General features: G+C 60.8%; 26 protein-coding genes. 12 read left to right on the top strand and 14 right to left on the bottom strand.

Annotated features, from left to right (window positions below; all coding sequences use genetic code 11):
- Window positions 1–863: 863 nt before the first annotated feature.
- Genes KVQ82_RS23480 through KVQ82_RS23470 form a run of 3 tightly spaced genes read right to left on the bottom strand, consistent with a single transcriptional unit; the run spans window position 864 to window position 3,526 of the window.
- The gene (locus KVQ82_RS23480) at window positions 864–2,528 is read right to left on the bottom strand and encodes a recombinase family protein (RefSeq protein WP_222016135.1); all 1,665 of its coding nucleotides are present in this window, start codon (window positions 2,526–2,528) and stop codon (window positions 864–866) included.
- Between the two features lie 16 nt (window positions 2,529–2,544).
- Complete coding sequence (locus tag KVQ82_RS23475) at window positions 2,545–3,024, bottom strand: YchJ family protein (RefSeq protein WP_222016133.1); 480 nt, start codon at window positions 3,022–3,024, stop codon at window positions 2,545–2,547.
- Window positions 3,025–3,028: 4 nt separating this feature from the next.
- Window positions 3,029–3,526: a DUF6231 family protein gene (locus KVQ82_RS23470; protein WP_041070621.1), complete on the bottom strand. Its 498-nt coding sequence runs from the start codon at window positions 3,524–3,526 to the stop codon at window positions 3,029–3,031.
- Window positions 3,527–3,723: 197 nt separating this feature from the next.
- Here KVQ82_RS23470 and KVQ82_RS23465 point away from each other — a divergent pair, with 197 nt between their 5' ends.
- The 4 genes from KVQ82_RS23465 to KVQ82_RS23450 all read left to right on the top strand — a co-directional run bounded on the left by KVQ82_RS23465 (window position 3,724) and on the right by KVQ82_RS23450 (window position 6,421).
- Window positions 3,724–4,419, top strand: a complete 696-nt coding sequence (locus KVQ82_RS23465) for an OmpA family protein (protein ID WP_041070618.1) — start codon at window positions 3,724–3,726, stop codon at window positions 4,417–4,419.
- A 90-nt stretch (window positions 4,420–4,509) separates the two neighbouring features.
- Window positions 4,510–5,232: an OmpA family protein gene (locus KVQ82_RS23460; protein ID WP_041070617.1), complete on the top strand. Its 723-nt coding sequence runs from the start codon at window positions 4,510–4,512 to the stop codon at window positions 5,230–5,232.
- A 162-nt stretch (window positions 5,233–5,394) separates the two neighbouring features.
- Window positions 5,395–5,670: a DUF1145 domain-containing protein gene (locus KVQ82_RS23455; RefSeq protein ID WP_041070615.1), complete on the top strand. Its 276-nt coding sequence runs from the start codon at window positions 5,395–5,397 to the stop codon at window positions 5,668–5,670.
- The gene (locus tag KVQ82_RS23450; RefSeq protein ID WP_222016132.1) at window positions 5,663–6,421 is read left to right on the top strand and encodes a collagen-like protein; all 759 of its coding nucleotides are present in this window, start codon (window positions 5,663–5,665) and stop codon (window positions 6,419–6,421) included. Before KVQ82_RS23455 ends, KVQ82_RS23450 begins: the two co-directional genes overlap by 8 nt.
- Before the next feature lie 61 nt (window positions 6,422–6,482).
- On the opposite strand, the gene KVQ82_RS23445 is transcribed toward KVQ82_RS23450, so the two are convergent.
- Window positions 6,483–6,947: a DUF2269 family protein gene (locus tag KVQ82_RS23445; RefSeq protein WP_041070611.1), complete on the bottom strand. Its 465-nt coding sequence runs from the start codon at window positions 6,945–6,947 to the stop codon at window positions 6,483–6,485.
- Between the two features lie 98 nt (window positions 6,948–7,045).
- On the opposite strand from KVQ82_RS23445, the gene dinG reads away from it, so the two are divergent.
- The 5 genes from dinG to pdxH all read left to right on the top strand — a co-directional run bounded on the left by dinG (window position 7,046) and on the right by pdxH (window position 14,880).
- The gene (dinG, locus tag KVQ82_RS23440) at window positions 7,046–9,190 is read left to right on the top strand and encodes an ATP-dependent DNA helicase DinG (RefSeq protein ID WP_047292082.1); all 2,145 of its coding nucleotides are present in this window, start codon (window positions 7,046–7,048) and stop codon (window positions 9,188–9,190) included.
- 92 nt (window positions 9,191–9,282) lie between these two features.
- Window positions 9,283–11,622 carry a beta-galactosidase gene (locus tag KVQ82_RS23435; RefSeq protein WP_222016131.1) on the top strand — a complete coding sequence of 780 codons (2,340 nt, stop codon included), beginning with the start codon at window positions 9,283–9,285 and terminating at the stop codon, window positions 11,620–11,622.
- Window positions 11,623–11,812: 190 nt separating this feature from the next.
- Complete coding sequence (locus tag KVQ82_RS23430) at window positions 11,813–12,958, top strand: serine hydrolase domain-containing protein (protein WP_222016130.1); 1,146 nt, start codon at window positions 11,813–11,815, stop codon at window positions 12,956–12,958.
- Window positions 12,959–13,071: 113 nt separating this feature from the next.
- On the top strand, window positions 13,072–14,208 hold the full coding sequence (locus tag KVQ82_RS23425) for an OmpA family protein (RefSeq protein ID WP_041070603.1): 1,137 nt from the start codon (window positions 13,072–13,074) through the stop codon (window positions 14,206–14,208).
- 24 nt (window positions 14,209–14,232) lie between these two features.
- Window positions 14,233–14,880 carry a pyridoxamine 5'-phosphate oxidase gene (gene pdxH, locus KVQ82_RS23420; protein WP_222016128.1) on the top strand — a complete coding sequence of 216 codons (648 nt, stop codon included), beginning with the start codon at window positions 14,233–14,235 and terminating at the stop codon, window positions 14,878–14,880.
- A 5-nt stretch (window positions 14,881–14,885) separates the two neighbouring features.
- Here pdxH and KVQ82_RS23415 read toward each other — a convergent pair whose 3' ends face one another.
- Complete coding sequence (locus KVQ82_RS23415) at window positions 14,886–15,122, bottom strand: hypothetical protein (RefSeq protein ID WP_047292092.1); 237 nt, start codon at window positions 15,120–15,122, stop codon at window positions 14,886–14,888.
- Window positions 15,123–15,289: 167 nt separating this feature from the next.
- Between KVQ82_RS23415 and KVQ82_RS23410 the strand changes: the two genes are divergently transcribed.
- The gene (locus tag KVQ82_RS23410) at window positions 15,290–15,754 is read left to right on the top strand and encodes a glycine zipper 2TM domain-containing protein (protein WP_007969461.1); all 465 of its coding nucleotides are present in this window, start codon (window positions 15,290–15,292) and stop codon (window positions 15,752–15,754) included.
- A gap of 71 nt (window positions 15,755–15,825) precedes the next feature.
- Here the strand turns inward: KVQ82_RS23410 and KVQ82_RS23405 are convergent, their stop codons facing one another.
- Together KVQ82_RS23405 and KVQ82_RS23400 are read right to left on the bottom strand one after the other, a co-directional pair.
- Window positions 15,826–16,080: a colicin E3-like toxin immunity protein gene (locus KVQ82_RS23405; protein WP_097086746.1), complete on the bottom strand. Its 255-nt coding sequence runs from the start codon at window positions 16,078–16,080 to the stop codon at window positions 15,826–15,828.
- Window positions 16,081–16,088: 8 nt separating this feature from the next.
- Complete coding sequence (locus KVQ82_RS23400; protein WP_222016127.1) at window positions 16,089–17,315, bottom strand: S-type pyocin domain-containing protein; 1,227 nt, start codon at window positions 17,313–17,315, stop codon at window positions 16,089–16,091.
- A gap of 330 nt (window positions 17,316–17,645) precedes the next feature.
- Here KVQ82_RS23400 and KVQ82_RS23395 point away from each other — a divergent pair, with 330 nt between their 5' ends.
- Complete coding sequence (locus tag KVQ82_RS23395) at window positions 17,646–18,746, top strand: PLP-dependent cysteine synthase family protein (protein ID WP_222016125.1); 1,101 nt, start codon at window positions 17,646–17,648, stop codon at window positions 18,744–18,746.
- A 133-nt stretch (window positions 18,747–18,879) separates the two neighbouring features.
- Here the strand turns inward: KVQ82_RS23395 and KVQ82_RS23390 are convergent, their stop codons facing one another.
- The 3 genes from KVQ82_RS23390 to KVQ82_RS23380 all read right to left on the bottom strand — a co-directional run bounded on the left by KVQ82_RS23390 (window position 18,880) and on the right by KVQ82_RS23380 (window position 21,903).
- Window positions 18,880–20,493 (bottom strand): NAD(P)/FAD-dependent oxidoreductase, encoded by a 1,614-nt coding sequence (locus KVQ82_RS23390; RefSeq protein WP_222016123.1) that lies wholly within the window; start codon window positions 20,491–20,493, stop codon window positions 18,880–18,882.
- Window positions 20,494–20,590: 97 nt separating this feature from the next.
- A complete protein-coding gene (locus KVQ82_RS23385; RefSeq protein ID WP_222016121.1) occupies window positions 20,591–21,244 on the bottom strand; it encodes a COG3650 family protein in 654 nt (217 codons plus the stop codon).
- A gap of 59 nt (window positions 21,245–21,303) precedes the next feature.
- Window positions 21,304–21,903 carry a short chain dehydrogenase gene (locus KVQ82_RS23380; RefSeq protein ID WP_108181892.1) on the bottom strand — a complete coding sequence of 200 codons (600 nt, stop codon included), beginning with the start codon at window positions 21,901–21,903 and terminating at the stop codon, window positions 21,304–21,306.
- A 104-nt stretch (window positions 21,904–22,007) separates the two neighbouring features.
- Here KVQ82_RS23380 and KVQ82_RS23375 point away from each other — a divergent pair, with 104 nt between their 5' ends.
- Window positions 22,008–22,922 carry a LysR family transcriptional regulator gene (locus KVQ82_RS23375; RefSeq protein WP_222016119.1) on the top strand — a complete coding sequence of 305 codons (915 nt, stop codon included), beginning with the start codon at window positions 22,008–22,010 and terminating at the stop codon, window positions 22,920–22,922.
- Window positions 22,923–23,094: 172 nt separating this feature from the next.
- Here KVQ82_RS23375 and KVQ82_RS23370 read toward each other — a convergent pair whose 3' ends face one another.
- Genes KVQ82_RS23370 through KVQ82_RS23355 form a run of 4 tightly spaced genes read right to left on the bottom strand, consistent with a single transcriptional unit; the run spans window position 23,095 to window position 25,544 of the window.
- Entirely contained in the window at window positions 23,095–23,571 is a 477-nt protein-coding gene (locus tag KVQ82_RS23370; protein WP_222016118.1) for a DoxX family protein, read from the bottom strand.
- On the bottom strand, window positions 23,568–24,326 hold the full coding sequence (locus tag KVQ82_RS23365; protein ID WP_222016116.1) for a DUF2063 domain-containing protein: 759 nt from the start codon (window positions 24,324–24,326) through the stop codon (window positions 23,568–23,570). Before KVQ82_RS23365 ends, KVQ82_RS23370 begins: the two co-directional genes overlap by 4 nt.
- Window positions 24,323–25,210 (bottom strand): DUF692 domain-containing protein, encoded by an 888-nt coding sequence (locus KVQ82_RS23360; protein WP_222016114.1) that lies wholly within the window; start codon window positions 25,208–25,210, stop codon window positions 24,323–24,325. Before KVQ82_RS23360 ends, KVQ82_RS23365 begins: the two co-directional genes overlap by 4 nt.
- 25 nt (window positions 25,211–25,235) lie before the next feature.
- The gene (locus KVQ82_RS23355; protein WP_007969475.1) at window positions 25,236–25,544 is read right to left on the bottom strand and encodes a DUF2282 domain-containing protein; all 309 of its coding nucleotides are present in this window, start codon (window positions 25,542–25,544) and stop codon (window positions 25,236–25,238) included.
- Window positions 25,545–25,601 lie beyond the last annotated feature (57 nt).

The raw sequence follows: 25,601 nt of genomic DNA, 5'->3' as shown, positions 1-25,601 counted from the left end.
TTTCCGCCCGCTCAATTACCTCTGCTATCCACATCTTAGCTTCGTTCCAGCTTCTGAGTTGGTCGCCACAAACAGGGCAGTACAGTTCGTCTTTATCTCTCACTCGAAGCTTGATGCATCGGATGGAGAGGGTAGACCCGCACTTACTGCAATTAACGTGTTCTGTAGACAATTCTTGCTCCTCATCTCGTTTGAAGGGAATCACCAACCTGAATCAAGTTGGTGATTCGTCTCATTGATTACAGGTCGAGAACATATTGGAAAGGCGGGCTACGGAAATGCTGCCTCACGTGCTCCCACCGCCCAAAGCGCCAGCGGGGGTAGTCGTGGACGAAAACACTTTTGGTGCGTTGAGACGACGAGCGGTGACGGGGACGTCTAGCCATGAGAAATGGAGCCTCTAGAGAAATTGCAGTGATGCAATCCTCTGGGCGTGACAACGTACACTCAAAGTGTTGTTGACGTGACGGTCACGCTGTTGGCTTAATAACCGCCTGCCCAGATTCATGCGTTTTTGAAACGTGTGTGTCGGGGGTGGTGCGGGTGGATCACGTTCTGTCGCCAAACTTCGCGTGACCACTCGCAAGCATTTCCCTTCTACAGACCTATTACGGTCTTCCATCTACGGCAAAAACCCAATATGTAGGGTTTCTCTTGCCGTCGGGTACAGGATATTGCGTATCGTGTGGTGATTGCAATGTACTGCCTGTGGATAAACCTATGCGTAAATTGTGTAAGAAATCCGGAATTCCCGTGTAGGCCGCGAACCTGCTGAGCTAGACCGTCTGTCACTGTTTTTTCGACTGTAGAAACGTTCGCGATGTTTTTTAAGGGCGCGAACGCTATCACAAGAATTCTTGCTTTCAGCGGAGCTGACGTTTCAGTTCTGGCCGGGCGGGCACTTTGATTTCCTTCATCCAGTGCGTCGCCGCCCGCTGCCATTTTGGCGAATCGCCGTGGAGCTTTTGCAGTTCGTCAAACGCATCCGATGCGCTGTCGATCCGAATCCGCTTATTGGTATGGGTGATGGCCCCGATGACTGACGACTCTGATCCACCAGCCGACGTCACGCTGATCAAATATGTTTCATTACAGCGCCCGTTCTTCCGAACAAAGATTTTCGTGCCTAGCCGTTTAGTCAGGTTATTCGCAGCGTTGCGCCCCTCGAAGGACGTTAGGTCGAGCCTTTCAAAGAAGTGTTCTTTACTCATTACCCGGTCAACTGCCATTTGCTGACGGAGTGCATCCCTCTCAGCGTCTACAGCCGCAAGTTGGCTTTCCAGCTCGTGGAGTAGTTTTGCCGTTGTCCTGCTGGGGTATTCGTTGTGTGCATCTTCAGCGGCTGCAAGCTTGGCTCGCAGTTCTTCACCACGACCCTCCGCAACGTCCAGCTTCTTACGTATGGCCCCTGAACTCCCTTGAACAAGACTCAAGGAGTCCAGCTTCGCAAGGATTTCCCGAAACACAGTCTCGGTGCGTGTGGCGCTGACAACTCCCGCGCTGCACATTCCCCGGATGCTGAAGCTGCACTTGTAATATTTGTGGCCTCTCTGGCTTTGCAGGTGCATGGCAGCGCCACAATCGAAGCAAAAGAAGACGCCCGCCATCACGTTGAAGTCTTTCGTCTGTCTGGTGATCTTGTGTAGTCGCCGAGAGCCTCGTGCAGCCTGTGCCCGGTAGAAGGTTTCTTCATCCACGACAGCCGGGAAAAAGTCCTTGATGGGATCGCCATCTGGCGTCCTGACGCCGTCAATGAAGATGTGGGGCTGATACTCGCCTAACGTTGTTCGGCTATCTAGGATGTGGCGGACGGTGCTAAATCCCCAGAGGCCGGAGAAGTTCTTTCGCCCCGCAGAGAACGCCGGTATGCCTTCCTGATTCAGCGTGGCTGCAATGTTGCGCGACCCGTGTCCTTGCGTTGAGAGATCGAAGATCCGTCGCACCACTTGAGCGTGGTCAGGGTTGAGGGTGTAACCCTCCGGGGTGATATCCAGCCAAAGCGGCCTGAGCTTTCCTAGAGGCTTGCCTGTGGCACGGGCATCAGCCTGTTTCTTCCGCCACGCAGATGAAACCCTATTCCCCTTAATGGAAGACTCTTCATGAGCACGTGCCATTGAGATGATCGAGATGATCAAATCGAGTTCGTTGTACTCACGGGTATACAGACGCTTGTCAGTGCTGGTGTAGACGTTGATTCCCTTGGCAAGCAAATCAAGAAAGCGGGGTAGGGCGTCCCGCACCTTTTCACGTGACAGACGATCCAGTGACTCAACCACCAAGAAGCTACCGGGCGGAATGGTGCCGTCGTCTACGAAGGCGAGGAATCGCGCCAACTCACCTGTGTCGTCTAGATGCTTACCCTTGTAGGCGGAACGACCACGGTCGAAGAACAGATATTCAGTTGGGTCTGCGAGTTGGAGCCCGCGCTCTACAGCAAACTCCTTCGCGGCTCTCATCTGGCGGGCTTCGCTGTCGCCCGCTGACTGCTTCGCTGAACTGAAGCGAATGTAACTGAACACCTTGGACATCACACTACCTACTGATTCACGTTCCTTGTAGGTAGTTGTAGCAGCATTTCTTGAACTTCTGCCCGCTGGCACATGGACACGCGTCATTGCGCCCCAGCTTCAACTGCACGGTCGGGTCGATGAAGTACCAGCGCCCGGCGTTCTGCACGAATGAAGAGCGCTCGCGGTGGCTGTGTTCGCCCTGGCTGTCGTGCCAGCGCGCGGTGAAGGTGACGAAGGCGTGCTCGGGCTGGCCGCCGAACACTTCCGAGCTTTCGACCTCAAGGCCGAGCCAGGTGCTTTGCGCGCTCCAGGCACTGATCGACTGGCGATCCAGACCGGCCTGCTGGGCGGGCAGGGTAGTGGCCACCAGATAATCGATCAGCCCCAAAACGTAGGCGCTGTAGCGCGACCGCATCAGCGCTTCGGCGCACGGCGCCGGGTGGCCTTCGTGGTAGGGACCGCAGCAGGCCAGCAGCAGGTTGCCGCTGCCGCATGGGCAAATGGCTGTACTCATTGCATTACCACCAGTATTTGCCGAAGTTTTCCGGATTGGCCCAGAACCGCGAGTTGAGCCAGTCGGGGACTTGCTTGTAGTCAAGCAGATCGTAAGTGAACAGGGTCAGTACCTGCTCGTCACGCTGAAAGCGCTCACTGGCTTGCAGCGCCAGCGAGTAGAAATCGGTTTCCTGCCAGCCGCTGGCCGGCAGATCCGCCAGCACCGCAATGCGACTGGCGTTGAGGTTGCGAATCCCGCCCAGCAGGTTCAGACCGTCACGCTTGGGCAAGTGCTCCAGGCAATCGACCACCAGCGCCAGGTCGAAGCGCCGCGCCGCGAGTTCGGCGGGCAACGCACCGGGTTCGGCGTGGGCCACGCAGCAATCCGGGTGCGCCTGTTTAAAAGCGGCGAGCGCCGGAAATTCGCTGGCGCCGATCAGCAGCAAACGCGCCGGGGCATAGCGATCCAGTAAAGCGGCCAGCGCCTGTTGCGGCGTGCGCGAAGAAATGGCGACGTTCATCGAAGCTCCTCAATCAGATCGCCAAGACTAGCGCGCCAGACGGATCCGGCCTAGACCCCGATTTGTCGCGCGTGGCAAAAGTGCCGAATCCCTGTGAACACGGTCCCAAATGCCAGTGGCCTATTGCTGGCGGAGATTAAAACTCCGGTCTTTACTCCGTGAATCGGTTCTAAGCCGATCCCTCAGGAGAAAACCAGATGAGCATAGTTCGGACAGCATTACCTTTGATTCTGCTAACCAGTGTGTTGACTGGTTGCGCAGGTTTGCAGAAAACCGATTGGCCGACCTGTGCGGCGGTCGGCGGTGTGGTCGGGGCCGGTCTCGGTGCGACGGAAAGTTCGGCGTGGGCCGGCTACGGCGCACTGTTGGTCGGCGGTACGGCAGCGGCCTATTGCTGGGTGCACGGTGATGGCGACGAAGACGGCGACGGTGTGCCGGACAGCCGCGACAAGTGCCCGCACACGCCTAAAGGCGTGCAGGTCGATGCTGACGGCTGCCCTCCACCAGCCCCGGCGCCTGTGGTAGAAGAGGCGGTTGTGGTCAAGGAAGAAACCATCGTCATCCGCGATGTGCACTTCCAGTTCGACAAAGCCACCCTGACCGGCTCCGATAAACAGGTGCTGGACAAAGTTGCCACGCGCCTGAAACAAGAGTCGTCCACGGCGCAACTGACCGTGACCGGTCACACCGACAGCGTGGGCAGTGATGCCTACAACAAGAAACTGTCGGATCGTCGTGCGCACTCGGTGGTGGAATACCTGATCCAGCAAGGTGTGCCGCGTGCCAGCTTCGTTTCGGTCTCGGGCATGGGTGAAAGCCAGCCAGTGGCGGATAACAAAACCGCTGACGGTCGCGCACAGAACCGTCGTACCGAAATCAAAATCGTCCGCTAGCCCCTCACGCATCCGCGGCTTGTGCAGTCGCGGATGCGCGTCTTTACTCCTGTGTAACCGGTATGGGCCGGTGACACAGGAGCTTTCACAATGACTGTTTTCTCAAGGTCCGTCTTGCCGGTGCTGCTGCTGGGCAGCTTGCTCACCGGTTGCGCCACTCACAGCGACGGCGACGCCCCCCTCAATCAACGTACGTGGCCGATTTGCAGCCTGATCGGCGGGCTGGTCGGTGGCGGCCTCGGCGCCATTGAAAGTGGCGGCTGGGCCGGTGGCGGTGCCGCGCTGGGGATCCTTACCGGCGGGCTGATCTGTTATGCCCAGGATGGCGATGAAGATGGCGATGGCGTGTTCGATCGCCGCGACCGTTGTCCGGACACTCCGGCCAATACCCCGGTCGATCATCGTGGTTGTCCGCTGCCGCAATACCCGGTCACGGAAAAAGCGCCCGAGCCTGCACCGCAATCGGAAGTCATCACCCTCAGCGATGCCGGAAATGTGTTGTTCGATTTCGACAAGTCGGACCTGACCCCGGCCGCGAAAGCCCAGCTCGATACGCTGATGGACAAGCTGCGCAATGCTGACGTGGTCAGCATCAAAGTCATCGGCCATACCGACAGCAAGGGTTCGGACGCCTATAACCAGGCGTTGTCGGAGCGGCGTGCCAGCAGTGTGGCGGCGTATCTGCTGAGCCAGGGCCTGGAACCGGCCAAACTGACCAGCGAAGGGCGCGGCGAGAGCGAGCCGGTGGCCGATAACGCGACGGACGAAGGGCGGGCGAAAAACCGTCGGGTAGAGTTGCATATCAATCGCTAGGACTTGTCTGTAGTCCGCAGGCTAGAGCTGCCGGGCGACGATCATCGTCGAACCGGCAGCGATCCGACGACTGACAAAAGTTTTTTCTTTTGCCCCTCTGGCTTATCCCCCGCGTAAGCCGTTACTGTGCGCCCAAAGAATAATTCCGAGACGGGGGAGCGTATGAAGGTTTTCTGGGGGCTGGGGCGTTTGCTGACCCTGCTGTTCTGGTGCGTGGTGGTGGTCAATCTGCTGCTGCCGTTTGTGCATCCGCTGCATCTGCTGGTCAATCTGGCCGGCGCCTTGTTGCTGGCGCTGCATGGGCTGGAGTTGCTTTTCTCTCGCCTCAAAGGGCGTCCCAACCCGTGGCGCGACCGTCTGCGCATCCTGCTGTTCGGCGTTTTTCACCTGCAAACCATCCCGGCCCCGGCCGCTCCGGAGGCTTCTTCCCATGCGTAAACTTTGCCTGCTCGCTGCACTCATCAGTCCTCTGGCCTGCGCCCAGGTGGTCAGCGTCGAAACCAATTCCCTGATGCGTTTGCCCAACACGGCCAGCACCCTGCAGTTGGAGCGGCTGGACGTCGCGGACTACGGCACCTTGCTGATTCCTGCCAACGTGACCGAACTGACCGTCGGCGAATTGCGTCTGGGCCATGAAGCGCGCATTGCGATCGTCCCGAGTGAACAGGCACTGGACATGAAAGTCATCCGTGCCGAACTGTCCGAAGGCAGCCTGATCACCTCACGCGGCGCGCCGGGCACCTATGAAAAAGCCGCCCGTGCCGGGCGTAATCTGAATTTGCAGTTCAAGGCACTGAACGCGCCAAAACTGTTTGTGGATGCTCGCGGCGGTACCGGCGCGCCGGGTTTTGTTGGCCTCGATGGCGGCAACGGCGAAGATCCGGGCTGCACTTGGGGCGCGGCCGGTCACGGTTTTGATGGTAGTAATGGCAGTGACGGCCAGCCGGGTGCACCGGGTGCGTTGGTGCGTCTTGAAGTGCCGCGCGAGTTTCCGGCTGAGCTGATCAAGGTCAATGTCGCGGGCGGCGCCGGCGGCCCGGCGGGTATTGGCGGCAAGGCCGGCCAGGGTGGCAAGTCCAAGGGCTGCCTGGTGTATCGCGCCGATGGCGGCAAGAACGGCAAGCCCGGGGCGGATGGTCAGCCGGGGCCGACGGGTGCGGCGGGGGCGGTGACTGTGCAGCGCCTCTAAACACAGCACTTCTTGATTGTGGTGAGGGGATAAATCCCCTCACCACAAAAAGTGCAGGTCGTCAGAACATCGGCCTTGCCGCTGCAATCGCCACCAGCACCAACCCCACAATCAAGTTGATCCCCACCACCCGGCGAATCCGCCCCAGCACTGCCGCACCCACCGGCCATTCCTTGGCTTCAACGGCTTTGCGCAACTCTGGCAGCATCAAACCCTGAATCCGGATAAACAGCGCCGTCATCACCACATACAGTCCGATCATCACCTGCACGTATTTCGGCGCGGTCTCGAAGCCGACCTGCTGCAAGTGCAACATGCCCACGCCGCTGATCGGCAAGAGGATCACCGCGACCCAGACCCAGCGGAAAAAACCTTGAAACACTTCTACCCACAAGGTCAGGCGGGCGGGGCCGTCGAGCGCCTTCACCGCCGCCGGGCGCAGGACCATCCAGGCGAAAAACATGCCGCCGACCCAGACCAGGGCGGACAGGACATGCAGCGGATAAACGAGGCTAAAAGGTGTCATTGGGGTACTCCGTTCTGCGCGGGACTGATTAGCGGGGTATGATAGCGGCCGATCCGAACTACTGAAAATTTATCCAGCGTTTTTACGCCCGACATTCAATGATCAGCACTGAACTCAAAACCACGATCCAGGGCGCCTATTCGCGTTTTCTTGAAGCCAAGAGCCTCAAACCGCGTTACGGCCAGCGCCTGATGATCGCCGAAGTCGCCAAAGTCCTCGGGGATATCGACACCGACGACGAAGGCCGGCGCAGTGGCGACCCCGCGATTGTCGCGGTGGAAGCCGGCACCGGTACCGGCAAGACCGTGGCCTACAGCCTGGCGGCAATCCCCACGGCGAAGCTGGCCGGCAAGCGTCTGGTGATCGCCACCGCGACCGTGGCCCTGCAAGAGCAGATCGTCTACAAGGACTTGCCCGACCTGATGCGCAACAGCGGGCTGAACTTCAGCTTTGCGCTGGCCAAGGGCCGTGGCCGCTACATGTGCCTGTCCAAGCTCGACATGTTGTTGCAGGAAGGCCACGCGCAAACCGCCACCGCGCAGCTGTTCGAAGAAGAAGGCTTCAAGATCGAGGTCGATGAGGCCAGTCAGAAGCTGTTCACCAGCATGATCGAGAAACTCGCCGGCAATAAATGGGACGGCGACCGTGACAGCTGGCCCAACGCTCTCGAAGATGCCGACTGGGCACGGCTGACCACCGATCACAGCCAGTGCACCAATCGCCATTGCCCGAATTTTGGCCAGTGCGCCTTTTACAAGGCGCGTGAAGGCATGGGCAAGGTCGATGTGATCGTCACCAACCACGACATGGTGCTGGCTGACCTGGCCCTCGGTGGCGGTGCGGTGCTGCCGGATCCGCGTGACACCATTTATGTGTTCGACGAAGGCCATCACCTGCCGGACAAGGCCATCGGCCACTTCGCTCATTACACGCGCCTGCGTTCCACCGCCGACTGGCTGGAAACCACGGCCAAGAACCTCACCAAACTGTTGGCCCAGCATCCGTTGCCGGGCGACCTCGGCAAGCTGATCGAGCAGGTGCCGGAGCTGGCGCGGGAAATCAAGACCCAGCAGCAGTTCATGTTCACCGCGTGCGAGCAGATTGCCGATTTCAAACCCGGCGAAGACGTTGAAGGCCGCGAGCGGCCACGCCATCGTTTCGTCGGCGGGGTAATTCCCGAGCACATGCGCGAGATGGGCATCGAGCTGAAAAAGGGTTATTCGCGGCTCAACGATCTGTTCACCCGCCTGACCGACCTGCTCAAGGAAGGCATGGACGGCGAGGTCAACATCGGCATCGCCAGCAATCAGGCCGAAGAGTGGTATCCGCTGTTCGGCAGCCTGTTGTCCCGTGCCTCGGGCAACTGGGAACTGTGGACCGCGTTCACCGCCGAAGACCCGGAGGACAGCCCGCCAATGGCCCGCTGGCTGACGCTGGCCGAAAGCGGCTCGCTGTTCGACATCGAGGTCAACGCCAGCCCGATTCTCGCCGCAGAAACCCTGCGCCGCAGCCTGTGGAACGTCGCCTACGGCTGCCTCGTAACGTCGGCAACGCTGACCGCGCTGGGCACCTTTGACCGCTTTCGCATGCGCGCCGGGCTGCCGAAGAAAGCCGTCACCGCTGTGGTGCCGAGCCCGTTTCATCATGCCGACGCCGGCGTGTTGCGCGTGCCGGACCTCAAGGCTGATCCGCGTGATGCAGCGGCCCACACGGCGGCGATCATCCGCGATCTGCCGGAACTGGTGGAAGGCTCGCGCGGCAGTCTGGTGCTGTTCTCTTCGCGCAAACAGATGCAGGACGTGTTCGACGGCCTCGACCGCGACTGGCGCAAGCAAGTGTTCATTCAAGGCAACCTGTCGAAACAGGAAACCCTGAACAAGCACAAGGCGCGGGTCGATGGCGGCGATTCCAGCGTGCTGTTCGGCCTCGCCAGTTTCGCCGAAGGGGTGGACTTGCCGGGCGCCTATTGCGAACACGTGGTGATCGCCAAGATCCCGTTCTCGGTGCCGGACGATCCGGTCGAGGCGGCGCTGTCGGAGTGGATCGAGGCCCGGGGCGGCAATCCGTTCATGGAAATCTCGGTGCCCGACGCCTCCTTGAAACTGGTTCAGGCCTGCGGCCGCCTGCTGCGCACCGAAGAAGACCGCGGCACCATCACCTTGCTCGATCGGCGCCTGGTCACCCAGCGCTATGGCAAGGCGATCCTCAATGCGTTACCGCCATTCCGTCGTGAAATATCCTGAGACAACGGTGGGCAGTTTTGCCCGCCGCGCTGTCTATCTCTCTGCCATGCTTTTCCATTGGCCTTTTGGTCGTTAGGGAGAACTCCGTTCTTATGATTCGCCGCTCGTTGCCTGCCGTTTTTGCCTTGATCTTTGCCGCTCCGTTACTGGCGGCGCCTGCCGGTCAGCAGACCCTGTTCAACTTCGTCCGTCCTGCCGATGTGGTGAAAGTCGTCACCGAAAACACTGACCTGCCACAAGCCAACGCCGAGCAAACCCCGGAAGGTGAAGTGCTGCGCCGGGTGACGTTCAACCCGGTGGCTCGCCCGACCCTGCGCCTGACCCCACAAACCGGCGCCTGGGACTGGTCGCAGTCGGGCATGATGAGCCTGCGTCTGCAGAGCGCAATGAACTGGGCCGTGACGGTCTACGTGCAAATCCAGAGCAACAACGGCCAGACCCTGACCAGCCGCGTTGACCTGCCGGCCGGCCCTGCGCAAACCCTGCTGGTGCCGCTGGTGGCAACTTCGCCGCTGAGCCAGGGCATGAAGGCCGGGCCGCCGATGCCGATGACTGTCGATGGCCAGCGAATTCTGCTGGCCAGCAGCAGCGGTGAACTGGATCGCAGCCAGGTGGTGTCGGTGAGCCTGTGGATGGATCAGCCGAAGGCCGCGCAGAGCCTGCTGCTCGAGCGATTCGGCGTGCAGGACGGCGATGCTGTGACCCACGCCGTCTACGGCAATCTGGTGGACGCCTACGGTCAATCGACCCGCAGCAAATGGCCGGAAAAAATCAGCAACGACGAACAACTGAAATCCGCCGCCGCCAAGGAACAGCAACAGCTGAAAACCTGGCTGGCCGAGCGCGAAAAGTCCTCGCTGGACAAGTTCGGTGGCTGGAATAAAGGCCCGGCGTTCAAGGCCAGCGGCTTTTTCCGCACCGAAAAGCGTGACGGTCGCTGGTATCTCGTCACGCCGGAAGGACATCCGTTCTATTCGCTGGGGGTCAACACCGTCAGCCCGCAGGTCAACCAGACCTACGTGGCCGGGCGTGAGTGGATGTTCGAATCCCTGCCCAAGCCTGACGAACCACTTGCCAGTCATTTCGGCGAAGGCGATAACCGTGGCGGCAACGGTGCCGATCAGGGCCGAGGCTATGGCAACGGGCGCTGGTACGATTTTTACGGCGCCAACCTGCAACGCCTGTACGGCGAACCTTGCGCAGCACCGGCGCAAGCCGAACCGCCAGCCGCGCCGTGCAAGGCCACGGTCGATCAGCAGAAGTGGGCCACCCACACCCTCGACCGCTTGCAGGCCTGGGGCTTCAACACCGTCGGCAACTGGAGTGCGGACTCGCTCGCCGACGCCGAGCGGGTGCCGTACACCTTGCCGCTGTCGATCGTCGGCGACTACACCAGCATCAGCACCGGCAGCGACTGGTGGGGCGGCATGCCTGATCCGTTCGACCCGCGTTTCGCGATGGCCACCGAGCGTGCCGTGGCCATCGCCGCCCGCGATCATCGCGATGATCCGTGGCTGATCGGTTACTACGCCGACAACGAATTGGCCTGGGCCGGTCCGGGCGATGATCCGCAGTCGCGCTATGCCTTGGCCTATGGCACGTTGAAAATGACCACCGACGTGCCGGCCAAACGCGCGTTTCTCAAGCAGCTGCGCGACAAGTACCGCAACCAGGCGGGCCTGTCGAAAGCCTGGGGCATTGATCTGCCGGCGTGGGAGTTGATGGAAGACCCGGGTTTCGTGCCACCGATGCCGAATCCGGAGCACCCGGAAATCGAAAACGACTTCAAATACTTCCAGAAGGTGTTCGCCGACACCTACTTCAAAACCATCTCGGATTCGCTGAAATGGCACGCGCCGAACCAGTTGCTGCTCGGCGGCCGTTTCGCCACCAGCACTCCGGAAGCGGTTGCGTCCTGCGCGCAGTATTGCGACGTGCTGAGTTTCAACCTGTATACGCTGAAACCGCAGGACGGCTATGACTTCGCCGCTCTGCGTGCCCTCGACAAACCGGTGCTGATTACCGAGTTCAACTTCGGCTCCAGTGATCGCGGCCCGTTCTGGGGTGGCGTGACGCAACTGGCGAAGGAAGAAGATCGCGGCCCGGCGTATGCCAACTTCCTCAAACAGGCGTTAAGCGAACCATCGATTGTTGGCGTGCACTGGTTCCAGTATCTGGACCAACCGGTAACCGGGCGTCTGCTTGATGGCGAGAACGGGCACTTTGGTCTGGTGGGGATTACCGATCTGCCGTATCAGGGTTTCGTCGAAGCGGTGCGCAAGAGCAATCTGCAGGCGATCGATCAATTGGGCAAAGAGGCTGAGAAGGCCGCTGCGGTCGCCGGTCATGAAGCCGAAGGCGGGCGCAAGGCTGAAGCTGGAAAAGGCCCGGGGGCCGGGCATGCGGGTGGGCATTCGGGCAATGGTCATTGAGGTTTGATGGCTTAAAGATCGCAGCCTTCGGCAGCTCCTACAGGGAATGGAATTTTGTAGGAGCTGCCGCAGGCTGCGATCTTTTGATTTTGCTTTGAAATGACCACCCGGCCCGCAGCTGTTCCCAAATCCCTCAAGGGCTGGAACAATGCGGGCCACTTTGTAGAGCGTTTTCGCGGGGGAGTTGCGGGTGCAGATTCAGGGTCATTACGAGCTTCAATTCGAAGCGGTGCGCGAGGCTTTCGCGGCACTGTTCGACGATCCCCAGGAGCGCGGCGCAGCCCTGTGCATCAAGGTCAGCGGCGAAACTGTCCTCGACCTCTGGTCCGGTACCGCCGATAAGGACGGCGCCGAGGCCTGGCACAGCGACACCATCGCCAACCTGTTTTCCTGCACCAAGACGTTCACTGCGGTCACCGCGCTGCAACTGGTGGCCGAAGGCAAGCTGCAACTGGATGCACCGGTTGCCCGCTACTGGCCGGAATTCGCTGCCGCCGGCAAAGAAACCGTCACGCTGCGCCAATTGCTCTGCCATCAGGCCGGTCTGCCAGCGCTGCGCGAGTTGCTGGCGCCCGCCGCCCTCTACGAATGGCAGACCATGGTCGACGCCCTCGCAGCCGAAGCGCCGTGGTGGACGCCGGGCACCGGTCACGGCTATGCCGCCATCACTTATGGCTGGCTGGTCGGCGAGTTGCTGCGCCGTGCTGACGGTCGTGGGCCGGGCGAGTCGATCGTCGCTCGTGTCGCCAGGCCGCTGGGGCTGGATTTCCAGGTCGGTCTGGCGGACGAAGAATTCTACCGCGTGGCGCATATTGCTCGCGGCAAGGGCAACGTCGGCGATGCCGCGGCCCAGCGTCTGCTGCAGGTGACCCTGCGCGAACCGACCGCCATGACCACCCGTGCCTTCACCAATCCGCCGTCGGTGCTCACCAGCACCAACAAACCGGAATGGCGGCGCATGCAGCAGCCGGCCGCCAATGGTCATGGCAACGCGCGCAGCCTGGCCGGTTTCTACGCTGGCTTGCTCGATGGCAGCCTGCTCGAAAGCGAAATGCTCGAAGAACTGACCCGCGAACACAGTTACGGCGAAGACAAGACCCTGCTGACCCGTACCCGTTTCGGCCTGGGCTGCATGCTCGATCAGCCGGACATGGCGAACGCCACCTATGGCCTCGGCCCGCGGGCGTTTGGTCATCCGGGGGCGGGCGGTTCGGTGGGTTTTGCTGATCCCGAGCACGATGTCGCGTTCGGTTTTGTGACAAATACCCTTGGGCCGTACGTCTTGATGGATCCGCGCGCGCAGCAACTGGCGCGGGTACTTGCCACTTGTCTGTAAAGCGTTACATGAGGTTCCAGGGTTGGAACCAGATCCGGTTTTTTGATTCAAAGCGTCTGTTTATCCGGGCAAAAGAGCTCTGATCTTTCATTACTTCACTTTGTGGATTTTCAATGTCATCCAAAAAAACTCTCGCCCTGGCCCTGTGTGTTGCGATCACCGGTTGCGCACAGACTCCTAAAAACGATGCGGACGGCGGCAGCTGGTGGCCGTTCGGATCTTCCGACAAAGTGGCGGCCAAAGAGCCGGCCCCAGCCCCGGCTTCTGTCGCAGCCCCGGCGCCGCTCAAACCTGCCGCGACCGCACCTGTGGCCAAGACTGAAAGCAGCAGCCACTGGTACTGGCCGTTCGGCAGCTCCGATGACGCGGCGGCCAAGGCCGACGTGAAACCCGAAGTCAAACCAGAAGCAAAACCGGCGGTAGTGGCCAAGGCCGATGCTGACACCGGCACAAAGTGGTGGTGGCCGTTCGGCGGCAAGGACCAGTCCACGGCCAAAGTGGTGCCGATGCCTGACCCGAAAGTCACTCAGGCCTGGCTGGATGACTACGAGCCACGCCTGCGTGCAGCGATCAAGGACAGCAATCTGCAACTCGAGCGCCGCGACAACGTTCTGGTGGTGATCGCGCCGGTTGAAGGCTCGTTCAACCCGAAACGTCCAGCGATGCTGTTGCCAGTGACCCTCAGCCCGTTCACCAATGTCGCGAAAATCCTCGAAGCTGACCCGAAAACCGCTGTCCTGGTGCTCGGTCACAGCGACAACACCGGCGCCGCGCCGGCCAACGTCAAGCTTAGCCAGGAACGCGCTCAGTCCGTGGCGGCGATTTTCCGCCTGAGCGGCTTGCAGCGTGATCGCCTGATGCTGCGCGGCATGGGTGGCGATGCCCCGCGTGCGGCCAACGACAGCGCCGAAGGCCGTGCCCTGAACCGTCGCGTCGAACTGCTGGTGACCCCGCAGAACACCATGGTGGCCCTGCTGAGCAAATACAACATGCCGGCGCCCGCACCGACCACGATGCTTGCCGCACAGGACGTCAAGCCTGCAGCCAAACCGGTAACCCCGGCGCCGGCCGCTTCGAAGGCCGCCGTACCTGCAACCAAAAAGGCTCCGGCGAAGAAAGCCGCTGCCAAGGCACCAGCGAAGAAGGCGGCGACCAAGGCTCCGGCGAAAACCCCAGCCAAGAAAACCGCTCCGGCCAAAGCCGCGACGACTGACAAGAAAGTTGCCGCCAGCGATACTTCCAAGCAGTGATCCGCTAACGAAAAGGAATGCGCCATGACCCAGGCTCTGGCAGATATGCGTCGTGATTACACCCGGGATGGTCTGACCGAGGCGCAAGCCCCGGCTGAACCCTTTGCGTTGTTCCACCAGTGGTTTGCCGATGCGGTGAAAACCGAACAGGCGCCGGTGGAGGCCAACGCCATGACCCTGGCCACGGTCGATGCGGACGGTCGCCCGCACTGCCGCATTCTGCTGCTCAAGGGCCTGGACGAGCAGGGCTTCACCTTTTTCACCAATTACGACAGCGCCAAGGGCCAGCATCTGGCGGCCAACCCGTTGGCTGCCATGACGTTTTTCTGGCCGACCCTGGAGCGCCAGGTGCGCATCGAAGGGCGTGTGGTGAAAGTCACGCCTGCTGAGTCCGATGCTTATTATCAGGTGCGTCCGCTGGGCAGTCGGCTCGGGGCCTGGGCTTCACCGCAGAGCCGGGTGATCAACGGGCGCGGCGAACTGGAAGAGTTGCTCAAGGCCACCGAGCAGCGTTTCAGCGATGCGCAACCGCACTGTCCGGAACACTGGGGCGGTTATCGCCTGCTGCCTGAGCGCATCGAGTTCTGGCAGGGCCGTCCAAGTCGTCTGCACGATCGCCTGAACTACCGTCAGCAGGGTGCCGACTGGATTCTTGAACGTCTGGCGCCTTAAGCAGTCTACCGAGCGGGATAGCTTGCCGCAGCGGCCTCAAGCCACTTCGGCAGGTCCCGACGCTTGATCTTCTGCACGCGGGCATCGGCCAGTCGTTGCAGCATGAAGGCGCGTTTGTCTTCATCCTTGCCCGCCAGCGACAGGGCCAGGTCACGATCCATCCAGCGTTTGATCCGCACGTACAGCCACCCATGGAAGTACAGACCGGCGACGGTGGTGACGAAAATGATCAGGTAATCCATGAAAATCCTTGGGTTGGCAGGGCGGATTGGGCGATTTGGCGCTACTGTTGGGTGGGTCTGCAGGTGCCTGTACCGGGCCTGAATAAAATCAAGTTTATCCGGGCTGCGTCGTGACAGGCGTCAAGCAGCGGGGTTTAATGAACACCTGTTCTTTTGGAGTTGATGCTATGCGTAAGTCTGTTCTGCTGGTTGCTTCCTTTTCCACGATGGCGATGTTGCTGACCGGCTGCCAGTCGAGCCTGACCGGTGACTCCTACTCCCGTGACGAAGCGCGTCGTGTGCAGACGATTCGCATGGGTACCATCGAATCCCTGCGTCCGGTGAAAATCGAAGGCACCAAGACCCCGATCGGCGGCGCTGCAGGCGCAGTGGTCGGCGGTGTCGGCGGCAGCGCCATCGGTGGCGGCAAGGGCAGCATCGTTGCGGCGGTCATCGGCGCCGTGGCCGGCGGCCTGATCGGTTCGGCCACCGAAGAAGGCCTGACCCGCACCCAGGGCGTGGAAATTACCGTGCGCGAAGACGACGGCAGCATGCGCGCCTACGTGCAACAGGTTCAGGAAAACGAAGTGTTCCGTGTCGGTGAGCGCGTACGCATCTCCACCGTCGGTGGCACCAGCCGCGTTTCGCACTAAGCGCGAACGAGCGGTAAAACAAAACCCCGATCAGGTGACTGGTTGGGGTTTTTTATGATCTGAGGTGCCGCTTACCAGACGTCGCTGTAGTCGAACGAAATTTGATAGTCGTAAGTCGTTAGGGAAATATTATTTTGAAAGTAAGGTTGAAGGACAGGTTTCCAACTTTCGAGTACGTTGAAGCCGCCATTATTAATGTTGTTTTCCACCGGTATACCCAAGGCATTCAAAACGGTTTCATCGTCGCCTAAATCCTCGGAATATTCTTCGCCCTCGCATAGATGGGTTTGCTTGTCGTACCACTCCAGCCTTAGTTTTAATCCCATCATCACCCTCACAAGTATTTTTTTCTGATGCTTCTTTCATCTTTCGGGTCTTCTCGTCGCTCTCCTGTAAAAGGGTCAAAAGCGCCTAGGTGAGTTCCGTCACTTGCACGGTAAACTTCCAACTCGCCGTGCATCGAGTCCCACTCATAAATTCTCCTGCCTTTTGCATCCTTCCATCGTTCCCGAAGTCCGCCACCTCCTTGTACGGGATTCATTTTCTGTGCCTTTTTCAGGCCGGGAAACGCGGTAATTTCCTCTGCTTTCGGAGGTTTATGATAGCTGTGTCCTACTGGTGGTAAGCCTTTGCGCGAGGTGTTGACCACGATGTATAGAGGCCGAACCCCCGAATCCGCCGGAAACACCAGAATGAAATCCCGATACTCCGGCGGATAAACCGGATTCACCAGAATCCCGTCCGCCGCTTTCGTCGGCGGATACACCCAGATGTGCGGTGGTTGCGGTGCAGCCTCCAGCGCCGGAATACCGAGAACGTCCGAGCCATCCACCGCCGGCGTCCAGATCAGTTCGATGCCTTCACCCAGGTCGGCGACGAAACGGTTACCGCGCGCGGTGAACTGTGCGACATCGACCATTTCCCAATCGCGATTCCTGCCGGTGTAGAAGCCGTAGCCCCGCAGGCTGCCGTCGGCCTGTTGTTCGACGCGCAGGCGCACGCGGGTGCGCGCCTGTTTGAGGGCGAGCAACTGGTCTTCGGTATAGAGGGCGCTGTCGCCCAGGTTCGATGGCATGAGCAACGCCACCAGCCCGACCAAAGGGGTCACAACGGCGGCGGAAGCGATGGCGGGCAATGCCTTGAACGCCTCACCCGCAAGGGCGAAGGTGCCCAGGCCTGCGGGAATGGCAGTGCCGCTGATTTTCTTGAGTGGAACGCCGCCGCTGTCATCGGCTTCACGGCCGCCGAGCAGGATCAGATCTCCGTAATCTTTCAGGCTGTCGGTCGGCACCATCCCCGAAGCATTCGCGTAGTCGATGATCGCGTCCGGCAATTTGCAGGACTTGGCGAACACGCATCCGGCACGCACCGGATCCGGCTTTTTCGCCGCAACCTCTCGACTGCGCTCGAAGGCCTCCTGCCGCGCCAGCATGGCGTCGTAAGCGTTCTGCCGGGCTTCGCGCTCGGCCAGTTCAGTGGCCGTCATGTAGCGCCATGTGACGTGATGCCCGTCGCCCGCCGGCGGGTTGGGAACCCGGGGAATGTCCTTGTTGCGAGCCACTGAGCGTCCTTTCGTTCATCCATCGACAACCCTTCGAAAGGGCTGCACGACGTTAACGAAGCGGACAAAGGCTGGCTGTAGGACGGATCTTTGATTAAGTGCGGATTGTTCGCTATTGGTCAGGCAGGGGGGCGAGCAGGCCGCTTCAGCGCAGAGAACGGGAGGAAAGGTTCTGCGCCGTTACTGAAAAAGCCTGATACCCATTTGCACAGAACCTGGCAGTTGGTGGATGAATTGAGCCTCAGCTGTATCTGTGAGGCCTGCAGGTTTTTTCCTATGCTTGAGCGCTGAGCCTGTGACGAGGCAATTCCTGCCCGAATCAACGAGAACATGACCATGAGCGACAACCGCCAGTGGGCCCGCGAAGCCATCCGCATCATCGAAGCGGACTTCCAGCGCAGCGCCGACACCCATCTGATCCCCTTGCCGCTGCCGGGTTTTGCAGGCATCGAGTTGTATTTCAAGGACGAGTCGAGCCATCCCACCGGCAGCCTCAAGCATCGCCTGGCGCGTTCGTTGTTCCTGTATGCATTGTGTAACGGCTGGCTCAAACCCGGCGCGCCGGTGATCGAGGCGTCCAGCGGTTCGACGGCGATTTCCGAGGCGTATTTCGCGCGCATGCTCGGTTTGCCGTTCATTGCGGTGATGCCGGCGACCACCTCGAAAGAGAAGATCGCGCAGATCGCTTTCTACGGTGGCCAGAGCCATCTGGTGAAAGATCCGACGCAGATTTACGCCGAATCCGAACGTCTGGCCCGCGAGCATGGCGGCCACTTCATCGACCAGTTCACCTACGCCGAGCGGGCCACCGACTGGCGGGCGAACAACAACATCGCCGAGTCGATCTTCCAGCAGATGCGTTTCGAGAAACATCCGGAACCGAGCTGGCTGATTTCCAGCCCCGGCACCGGCGGCACCACCGCGACTCTCGGCCGCTACGTGCGTTATCGCCAGCATTGCACCCGGGTGTTGTGCGCCGATGCCGAGCGTTCGGTGTTCTTCGATTACTACCAGACGGGCGACGCGAGCCTGCGCCTGGACTGCGGTTCGCGGATCGAAGGCATCGGTCGGCCCCGGGTCGAGGCGTCGTTCCTGCCCAAGGTCATCGATGCGATGGTCAAGGTGCCGGACGCCTTGTCGCTGGCGGCCATGCATTATCTGGCGCAGCGTCTGGGACGGCATGTCGGCGGGTCGAGCGGGACCAACCTGATCGGCGCGCTGATGGCGGCGCAGCAGATGAATGTGGCGGGGGAGTCGGGGTCGATCGTGGCGATTCTGTGCGATGGCGGCGAGCGCTATGCCGACACCTATTACGATCAGGCCTGGCTGAAGGCGCAGGGCTATGAGCTGGAGGGATTGATTGCAGCGGTGGCGGCGAGTGCCGAGCGCGGTGAGGCGCTGCCAACCACAGTACTGCGCGCGAATATCTGATACACCAAAAACCACTCTGGGAGCTGGCTTGCCAGCGATAGCGGATTGTCAGTCAACATCAATGTCGAATCTGAGTCCGTCATCGCTGGCAAGCCAGCTCCCACAGGGTTGCGCGTTTTGCAGATTTGGCTGATCAGGCTTCCAGGCCGAGGATATCCCGCGCCACGGCCTCGGCAATCCGAATCCCGTCTACACCCGCCGACAGAATCCCGCCGGCATAACCCGCACCTTCACCCGCCGGGAACAGACCTTTGACGTTCATGCTCTGCAGCGACTCGTTACGCGTAATGCGCAGCGGCGACGAGGTACGGGTTTCGATGCCGGTCAGTACGGCATCGTGCAGCGAGTAGCCACGAATCTGCTTCTCGAACGCCGGCAACGCTTCACGAATCGCTTCGATGGCAAAGTCCGGCAGCGCCAGGGCCAGGTCGCCCAGGGCCACGCCCGGTTTGTACGAGGGCTCGACTTCACCCAGCTCGGTCGACGGGATGCCGTTGATGAAGTCGCCGACCAGTTGCGCCGGGGCTTTGTAGTCGCTGCCGCCGAGGATGAACGCGTGGGATTCCAGGCGCTCCTGCAACTCGATACCGGCCAGCGGGCCGCCCGGGTAATCGACTTCCGGGGTGATGCCGACGACGATCCCGGAGTTGGCGTTGCGCTCGTTACGCGAGTACTGGCTCATGCCGTTGGTGACCACGCGGTTCAGCTCGGACGTCGCCGCGACCACGGTGCCGCCCGGGCACATGCAGAAGCTGTAGACCGAACGGCCGTTCTTGGCGTGGTGCACCAGTTTGTAATCGGCAGCGCCCAGCTTCGGGTGGCCGGCGTACTTGCCCAGCCGCGCACGGTCGATCAGCGACTGCGGGTGTTCGATGCGGAAGCCCACCGAGAACGGCTTGGCTTCCATGAACACGCCACGGCTGTGGAGCATGCGGAAGGTGTCGCGGGCACTGTGGCCGAGGGCCAGGATCACGTGTTTCGAATGCAGGGTTTCACCGCTCGCCAGCTCGACGCCGACCAGTTGGCCGTCTTCGATCAGCACATCGGTGACGCGCTCCTGAAAGCGTACTTCGCCGCCCAGGGCGCGGATCTCTTCACGCATGGTCTCGACCATGCCGGTCAGACGGAAGGTACCGATGTGCGGTTTGCTGACATAGAGAATTTCTTCCGGCGCGCCGGCCTTGACGAATTCGTGCAGGACTTTGCGGCCGAGGAACTTCGGGTCCTTGATCTGGCTGTACAGCTTGCCGTCGGAGAACGTGCCCGCGCCGCCTTCGCCGAACTGCACGTTGGACTCGGGGTTGAGCACACTTTTGCGCCACAGACCCCAGGTGTCCTTGGTGCGCTGGCGGACTTCAGTGCCGCGTTCGAGGATGATCGGCTTGAAGCCCATCTGTGCCAGCAACAGGCCGGCGAAGATCCCGCACGGGCCGAAACCGACCACGATCGGGCGCTGGTTCAGGTCGCTCGGCGCCTGACCGACGAATTTGTAGCTGACATCCGGCGCCACGTTGACGTTACGGTCGTCGGCGAACTTGCCCAGCACCTTGGCCTCGTCGCGCACGGTGAGATCGATGGTGTAGATGAAGCACAGTTCGGAGGACTTTTTGCGCGCGTCGTAGCTGCGCTTGAACAAGGTGAAATCGAGCAAATCATCGCTGGCGATGCCCAGGCGCTGCACGATGGCAGCACGCAGGTCCTCTTCGGGATGGTCGATTGGCAGCTTGAGTTCGGTGATTCGTAACATGGCGAGGATCCGGGTTCGCGGGGCGCACAACTGCGCCAGGGCGTTTGAAGGCCGCGATTATAAGCCGCAAAGGCCGGATCCGGTGAGGCTAAAACGCTCAGTCGTTGCGCGATCCGCCGAAATACCCGCAACCACGCTCGACCTTGCCGTCGATGCGCAGTTCGGCGCTCATGTGCTGCACGCTGCCGGTGCTGCTGTCGACGCAGCGTTGCGGCGCGACCCATAACTCAATGCGCTGGTTGTTGGCTTCGCTGCTGAGGTTGAAGCGGCCATCGCCCAGTTGTTCTTCGACATACGGCACGGCCAGCGCCGGTTGGCCTTCACGGTCGATGACCATGCCCTTGCCACTGACTTTGACGTTCCACTCGGGACCGTGGCCGGCGGCGCGCAGGATCAACAGTTTGAAGTTCGGGTCATCGCAAGCGGTGCCGGAACGTTCGACGCGATACAACTGACCGAGGTCGAGGCGGTCGCCGGCGATCTTCCCGCGTACATCGGCAAACAGCTTGCTCTGCTGATCGGCGAGGGTCGCAGCCTCTTGCAGCACGCTGGTGCCGCCGATGTCATTGACCACGTACTGACGCTGTTCGCCACACGGCTGGAACACCAGCTTGCCGTCGGCTGCGGTCAACTGCCCCTGCATCCGGGATTGCCCGACATGGGACGCACTTTCGCGCGGGCCATCGAGCAATTGGCAGGCGGCGAACAATGGCAGCAGGGCAACAACGATCAACGAACGGGCAACACGCATCTTCGGCTCTCCAGACAAGTGCCGCCACGTTACGCAGGCTGACCGTTGATCACAAGGGTTTAGCCCACGTGAAAGGTCTGACCGGTTTGCAGGCCTTCGACACTCTTGGCGTAGGCCAACGCTACATCGGCTGCCGGAACCGGCTTGTAGCCACGGAAGTACGGGGCGTAGCTGCCCATGGCTTCCAGCAGCACGGTGGGGCTGATGGAGTTGATGCGCAGGCCACGCGGCAACTCGATGGCGGCCGCTTTGACGAAGCTGTCCAGTGCACCGTTGACCAATGCCGCCGAGGCGCCGGTACGGATCGGGTCGTGGCTGAGCACGCCGCTGGTGAAGGTGAACGAGGCGCCGTCGTTGGCATATTCGCGGCCGATCAGCAGCAGATTGACTTGGCCCATCAGCTTGTCTTTCAGGCCCAGGGCGAAGCTGTCAGCGTTCATCTCGCCGAGTGGGGCGAAGGTAACGTTGCCGGCGGCGCAGATCAGCGCGTCGAACTTGCCGGTTTGCTCGAACAGTTTGCGAATCGATGCGCTGTCGCTGATGTCCACCTGGAAGTCGCCGCTGCTGCGACCAATGCGGATCACTTCGTGACGCTGGCTCAGCTCTTTATCCACGGCCGAACCGATGGTGCCGGCGGCACCGATCAACAGAATCTTCATGGGACTGTTCCTCAATGGGTTGAACGAGGTTTCAGTCTAGAGTGGTTTTTTCTGCGGATAAGCGCACTAATAGGCAACCTTTGGTTTTCAAATGGAAACAATCCATGAGTGAAATGGATGATCTCGCGGCGTTCGCGGTGTTGATCGAGGCCGGCAGTTTTACCTTGGCAGCGCAACAGTTGGGTTGCAGCAAGGGCCAGTTGTCCAAGCGCATCAGTCAGCTGGAAGCTCAGTTTTCCGTGGTGTTGCTGCAACGCACCACGCGCCGCTTGAGCCTGACAGCGGCGGGCGCCGCATTGTTGCCGCAAGCCCAGGCGCTGGTGGTGCAAGTGGAGCGGGCACGTCAGGCGCTGGCGCGTTTGAAAGACGACATGGCCGGTCCGGTGCGGATGACAGTGCCGGTGTCGCTGGGGGAAACGTTTTTCGACGGCTTGCTGCTGGAGTTCTCGCAGAAGTATCCAGAGGTGCAGATCGAGCTGGAGCTGAACAACCACTATCGCGACCTGTCCCGGGACGGCTTCGATCTGGCGATTCGCTCCGAGGTGGCCAATGACGAGCGGTTGGTGGCCAAACCCCTGCTGGCGTGGCAGGAGTTGACCTGCGCCAGCCCGATATACCTTGAACAATTCGGCGCACCGCTGACCCCGCAGGAGCTGGCCGAACACCGCTGCCTGCTCAACAGTCATTACAGTGGCCGTGAAGAATGGCTGTATCACCAACAGCACGAATTGCTCCGGGTGCGGGTGTCGGGGCCGTTCGCCAGCAACCATTACAACCTGCTGAAGAAAGCCGCCCTGGCCGGCGCCGGTATCGCACGGTTGCCGTCGTATCTGTTGCAAACGGAACTCGCTGACGGCCGGTTGCGCTGGCTGTTGCGCGATTTTCAGACGCGCCGGATGCCGATGTATCTGGTGCACCCGTACCAAGGTGGGTTGCCCAAACGCACGCAGGTGTTGGCGGATTATCTGATTGGCTGGTTCAAACGCAGCGGCGAGGCGCTGGATCGCCTGGCGCATTGACCACGATGCCTGTGATATCCCTGATGTCCCTGATGTCCCTGATGTCCGTGATACCTGTGATACCCGTGTAGGAGCTGCCGAAGGCTGCGATCTTTTGATCTTGAAAATCAAAAGATCGCAGCCTTCGGCAGCTCCTACAGAGACATCAGAGACGACAGGGACATCAGAGACATCAGCGTTTGCAGTATTTGGCGATCAGGTGATCAATCGACAATCTGCCCGGCCCGGTCGCCATCAGGTACAGCAACACCGCCGCCCAAGTGCCATGGGTCGGGTAGGCATCGGGATAGACGAACACCTCGATGACCAGCGTCATGCCCAGCAGCGCCAGCGCCGAAAACCTCGTGGCGAAGCCGATCAATATCAGCACCGGAAAAAAGTGTTCGGCGAACGCTGCCATGTGCGCGGCGATTTCCGGTGACAGCAACGGCACGTGGTATTCGCTCTGGAACAACGGAATCGTCGAGTCCGCCAAGCGTGGCCAGCCGAGTTGAAAGCTGCCATCGACCAAATCGATGGCCAGTCCCTCGACCTTGGTCTGCCCGGACTTCCAGAACACCGCGGCAATCGAGAACCGTGCGATGCAGGCGATCAGGCTGTGGGGAATCTTTTCCATTAGCCCGATGGCGCGAGTGATGAGGTTGTTCATGGCGATACCTTGTTGTTCAGGTCGGTGATGGCATGGTGGCCGATCAGCAGGGCGAGGGTCTGCGGCAGATCGAAGGGCGGGCTGTCTTGCGCCGCTTGCAGCAGCGGTCGGTGATGGAGCAGATGGTGGATGAATACGCTGGCGCCGTGATCGAGGGCAAAGACCTCGACCTCCAGACCGTTGCGCAGCACCAGTGCGTGTTGCCCTTGATGGATATCGATACCCGCCAGGGTGGTGTCTTGCTGATGCGCGGCCCAGATCGAAACCACTGCGTAGGCGGAGTCGAGCAGGTGCAGCGAGGGGTGCAGGGCGATGTGCAGTTCGGCCAGCGTTTGCGGTTCGGCCAGTGCTGCACTGATCTGTTGCGCACTGACCGTCGCGGCATCGGCGGCGTGATAAGCGCGGGTGCGCAAGCGTTCGAGCCGTGCGACATCGGCCAGATACGGCACCCCGGCCGCCGGTTCGAATGCATCAATGAAGTCCGCCAGTCCGTCACCATAACGGCTCATCAACGGACTGTGCGGCGGCTGCTGCTGGATGAAAATGCTGGCCATGCCGCGAAAGAATTCCTCGCCGACCAATTGCTGCACCACCGGATAACTGTCGGCCAGCGCGTTGATCAACGAACCTTGCACGTTATTGCGATACACCAGGAATCGGCTGGCAGGATCGGCCCCGTTGGCGCTGCACAGGCCAGCGGGGCAGGGCCGGCGAGTGTCGAGCAGGGCGGCGCTGAAGTCGGCTTGAGTGCTCATGGCTGACTCCTTGCGTGCCGCAGCAACGCTTCGGCCTGCTGCGCCTCGGCCAGCAGCACGTTGAACGTCGGGAGGTGATTGTCCCGTTCGATCAAGGTTGCCACCGGGCCAACACGTTCGAGTGCCTGTCGGTATAACGCCCAGACGGCATCATCAACCGGCGCGCCGTGATCATCGATCAGCAAGCGGTCGCCGAGGCTGTCGGCGTCTTCGGCGAACCCGGCCAGATGAATCTCGCCAACCGCGTGTAAGGGCAGTGCATCAAGGTACGCCAGTGGATCGCGTTGATGATTGATGCACGAGACGTAGACGTTGTTGACGTCGAGTAGCAGACCGCAGCCGCTGCGACGGATCACCTCGGCGATGAACGCCGGCTCGTCGATGGTCGAGCGCTCGAACCCAAGATAGGTCGCTGGATTTTCCAGCAGCATCGGGCGCTTGAGGGTGTTCTGCACCTGGTCGATATGCGCGCAGACACGGTCAAGCGTCGGCGTGTCATACGCCAGCGGCAGCAGGTCATTGAGGAACACCGGGCCGTGGCTCGACCAGGCCAGGTGTTCGGAAAAGGCTTGCGGTTGATAACGCTCGATCAGTGTTTGCAGGCGTTGCAGGTGTTGCAGATCCAGTGGTCTTTCGGCCCCGATCGACAGCCCGACGCCGTGCAGCGACAGCGGATACTGCTCGCGGATCAACCCGAGAAAATGATGAAACGGACCGCCGTCGACCATGTAGTTTTCGGCGTGGACTTCGAAGAAACCGATGTCCGGTCGGGTGCCGAGCACTTCACGAAAGTGCCCGGTCTTGAGTCCCAGCCCCGCGCGGGGCGGGAGCCCGCAGAGGGCTGCCCGAGTGCGCGGTGGGACAGGTTCGTTGAGGGTGAACATGAGCGTCACTCGGGCAGGTCGTGGATCAGGACTTGGCTTTGAAGGCTTCCATCTGACCGAAGCCGGTCGGCGAGGTTTTGCTCTCGGTGGTGGTGCAGGTGCCTTTTGGCACGAACTTCCAGGAGTTGGCCTGGTAATCCATTTTCGCGGTGCCGGCACATGTGGTGCCTGCGCCCGCGGCGCAATCGTTGTGACCCTTCATGGCCACACCGAAGCATTTTTCCATGTTGCTGTTGTCGGCGGCATTGGCGCTGGAAACGGCAGTCATGCTCAGGGCGGAACCAAGAGCCAGAACCAGTGCAGCGGCGGACAGGGTGCGAGTGGTAGCAGTCATGATGTTTCTCCAGAATTGAGCTTGGGTTTTACAAGCGAAGTGCGCTTGCTTACCCCA

The organism is Pseudomonas sp. AO-1 (genome assembly GCF_019775695.1).
GTDB lineage: Bacteria > Pseudomonadota > Gammaproteobacteria > Pseudomonadales > Pseudomonadaceae > Aquipseudomonas > Aquipseudomonas parakoreensis.
The sequence above is the reverse complement of the archived record's forward strand: the minus strand, read 5'-3'. Positions and strand labels throughout refer to the sequence as shown.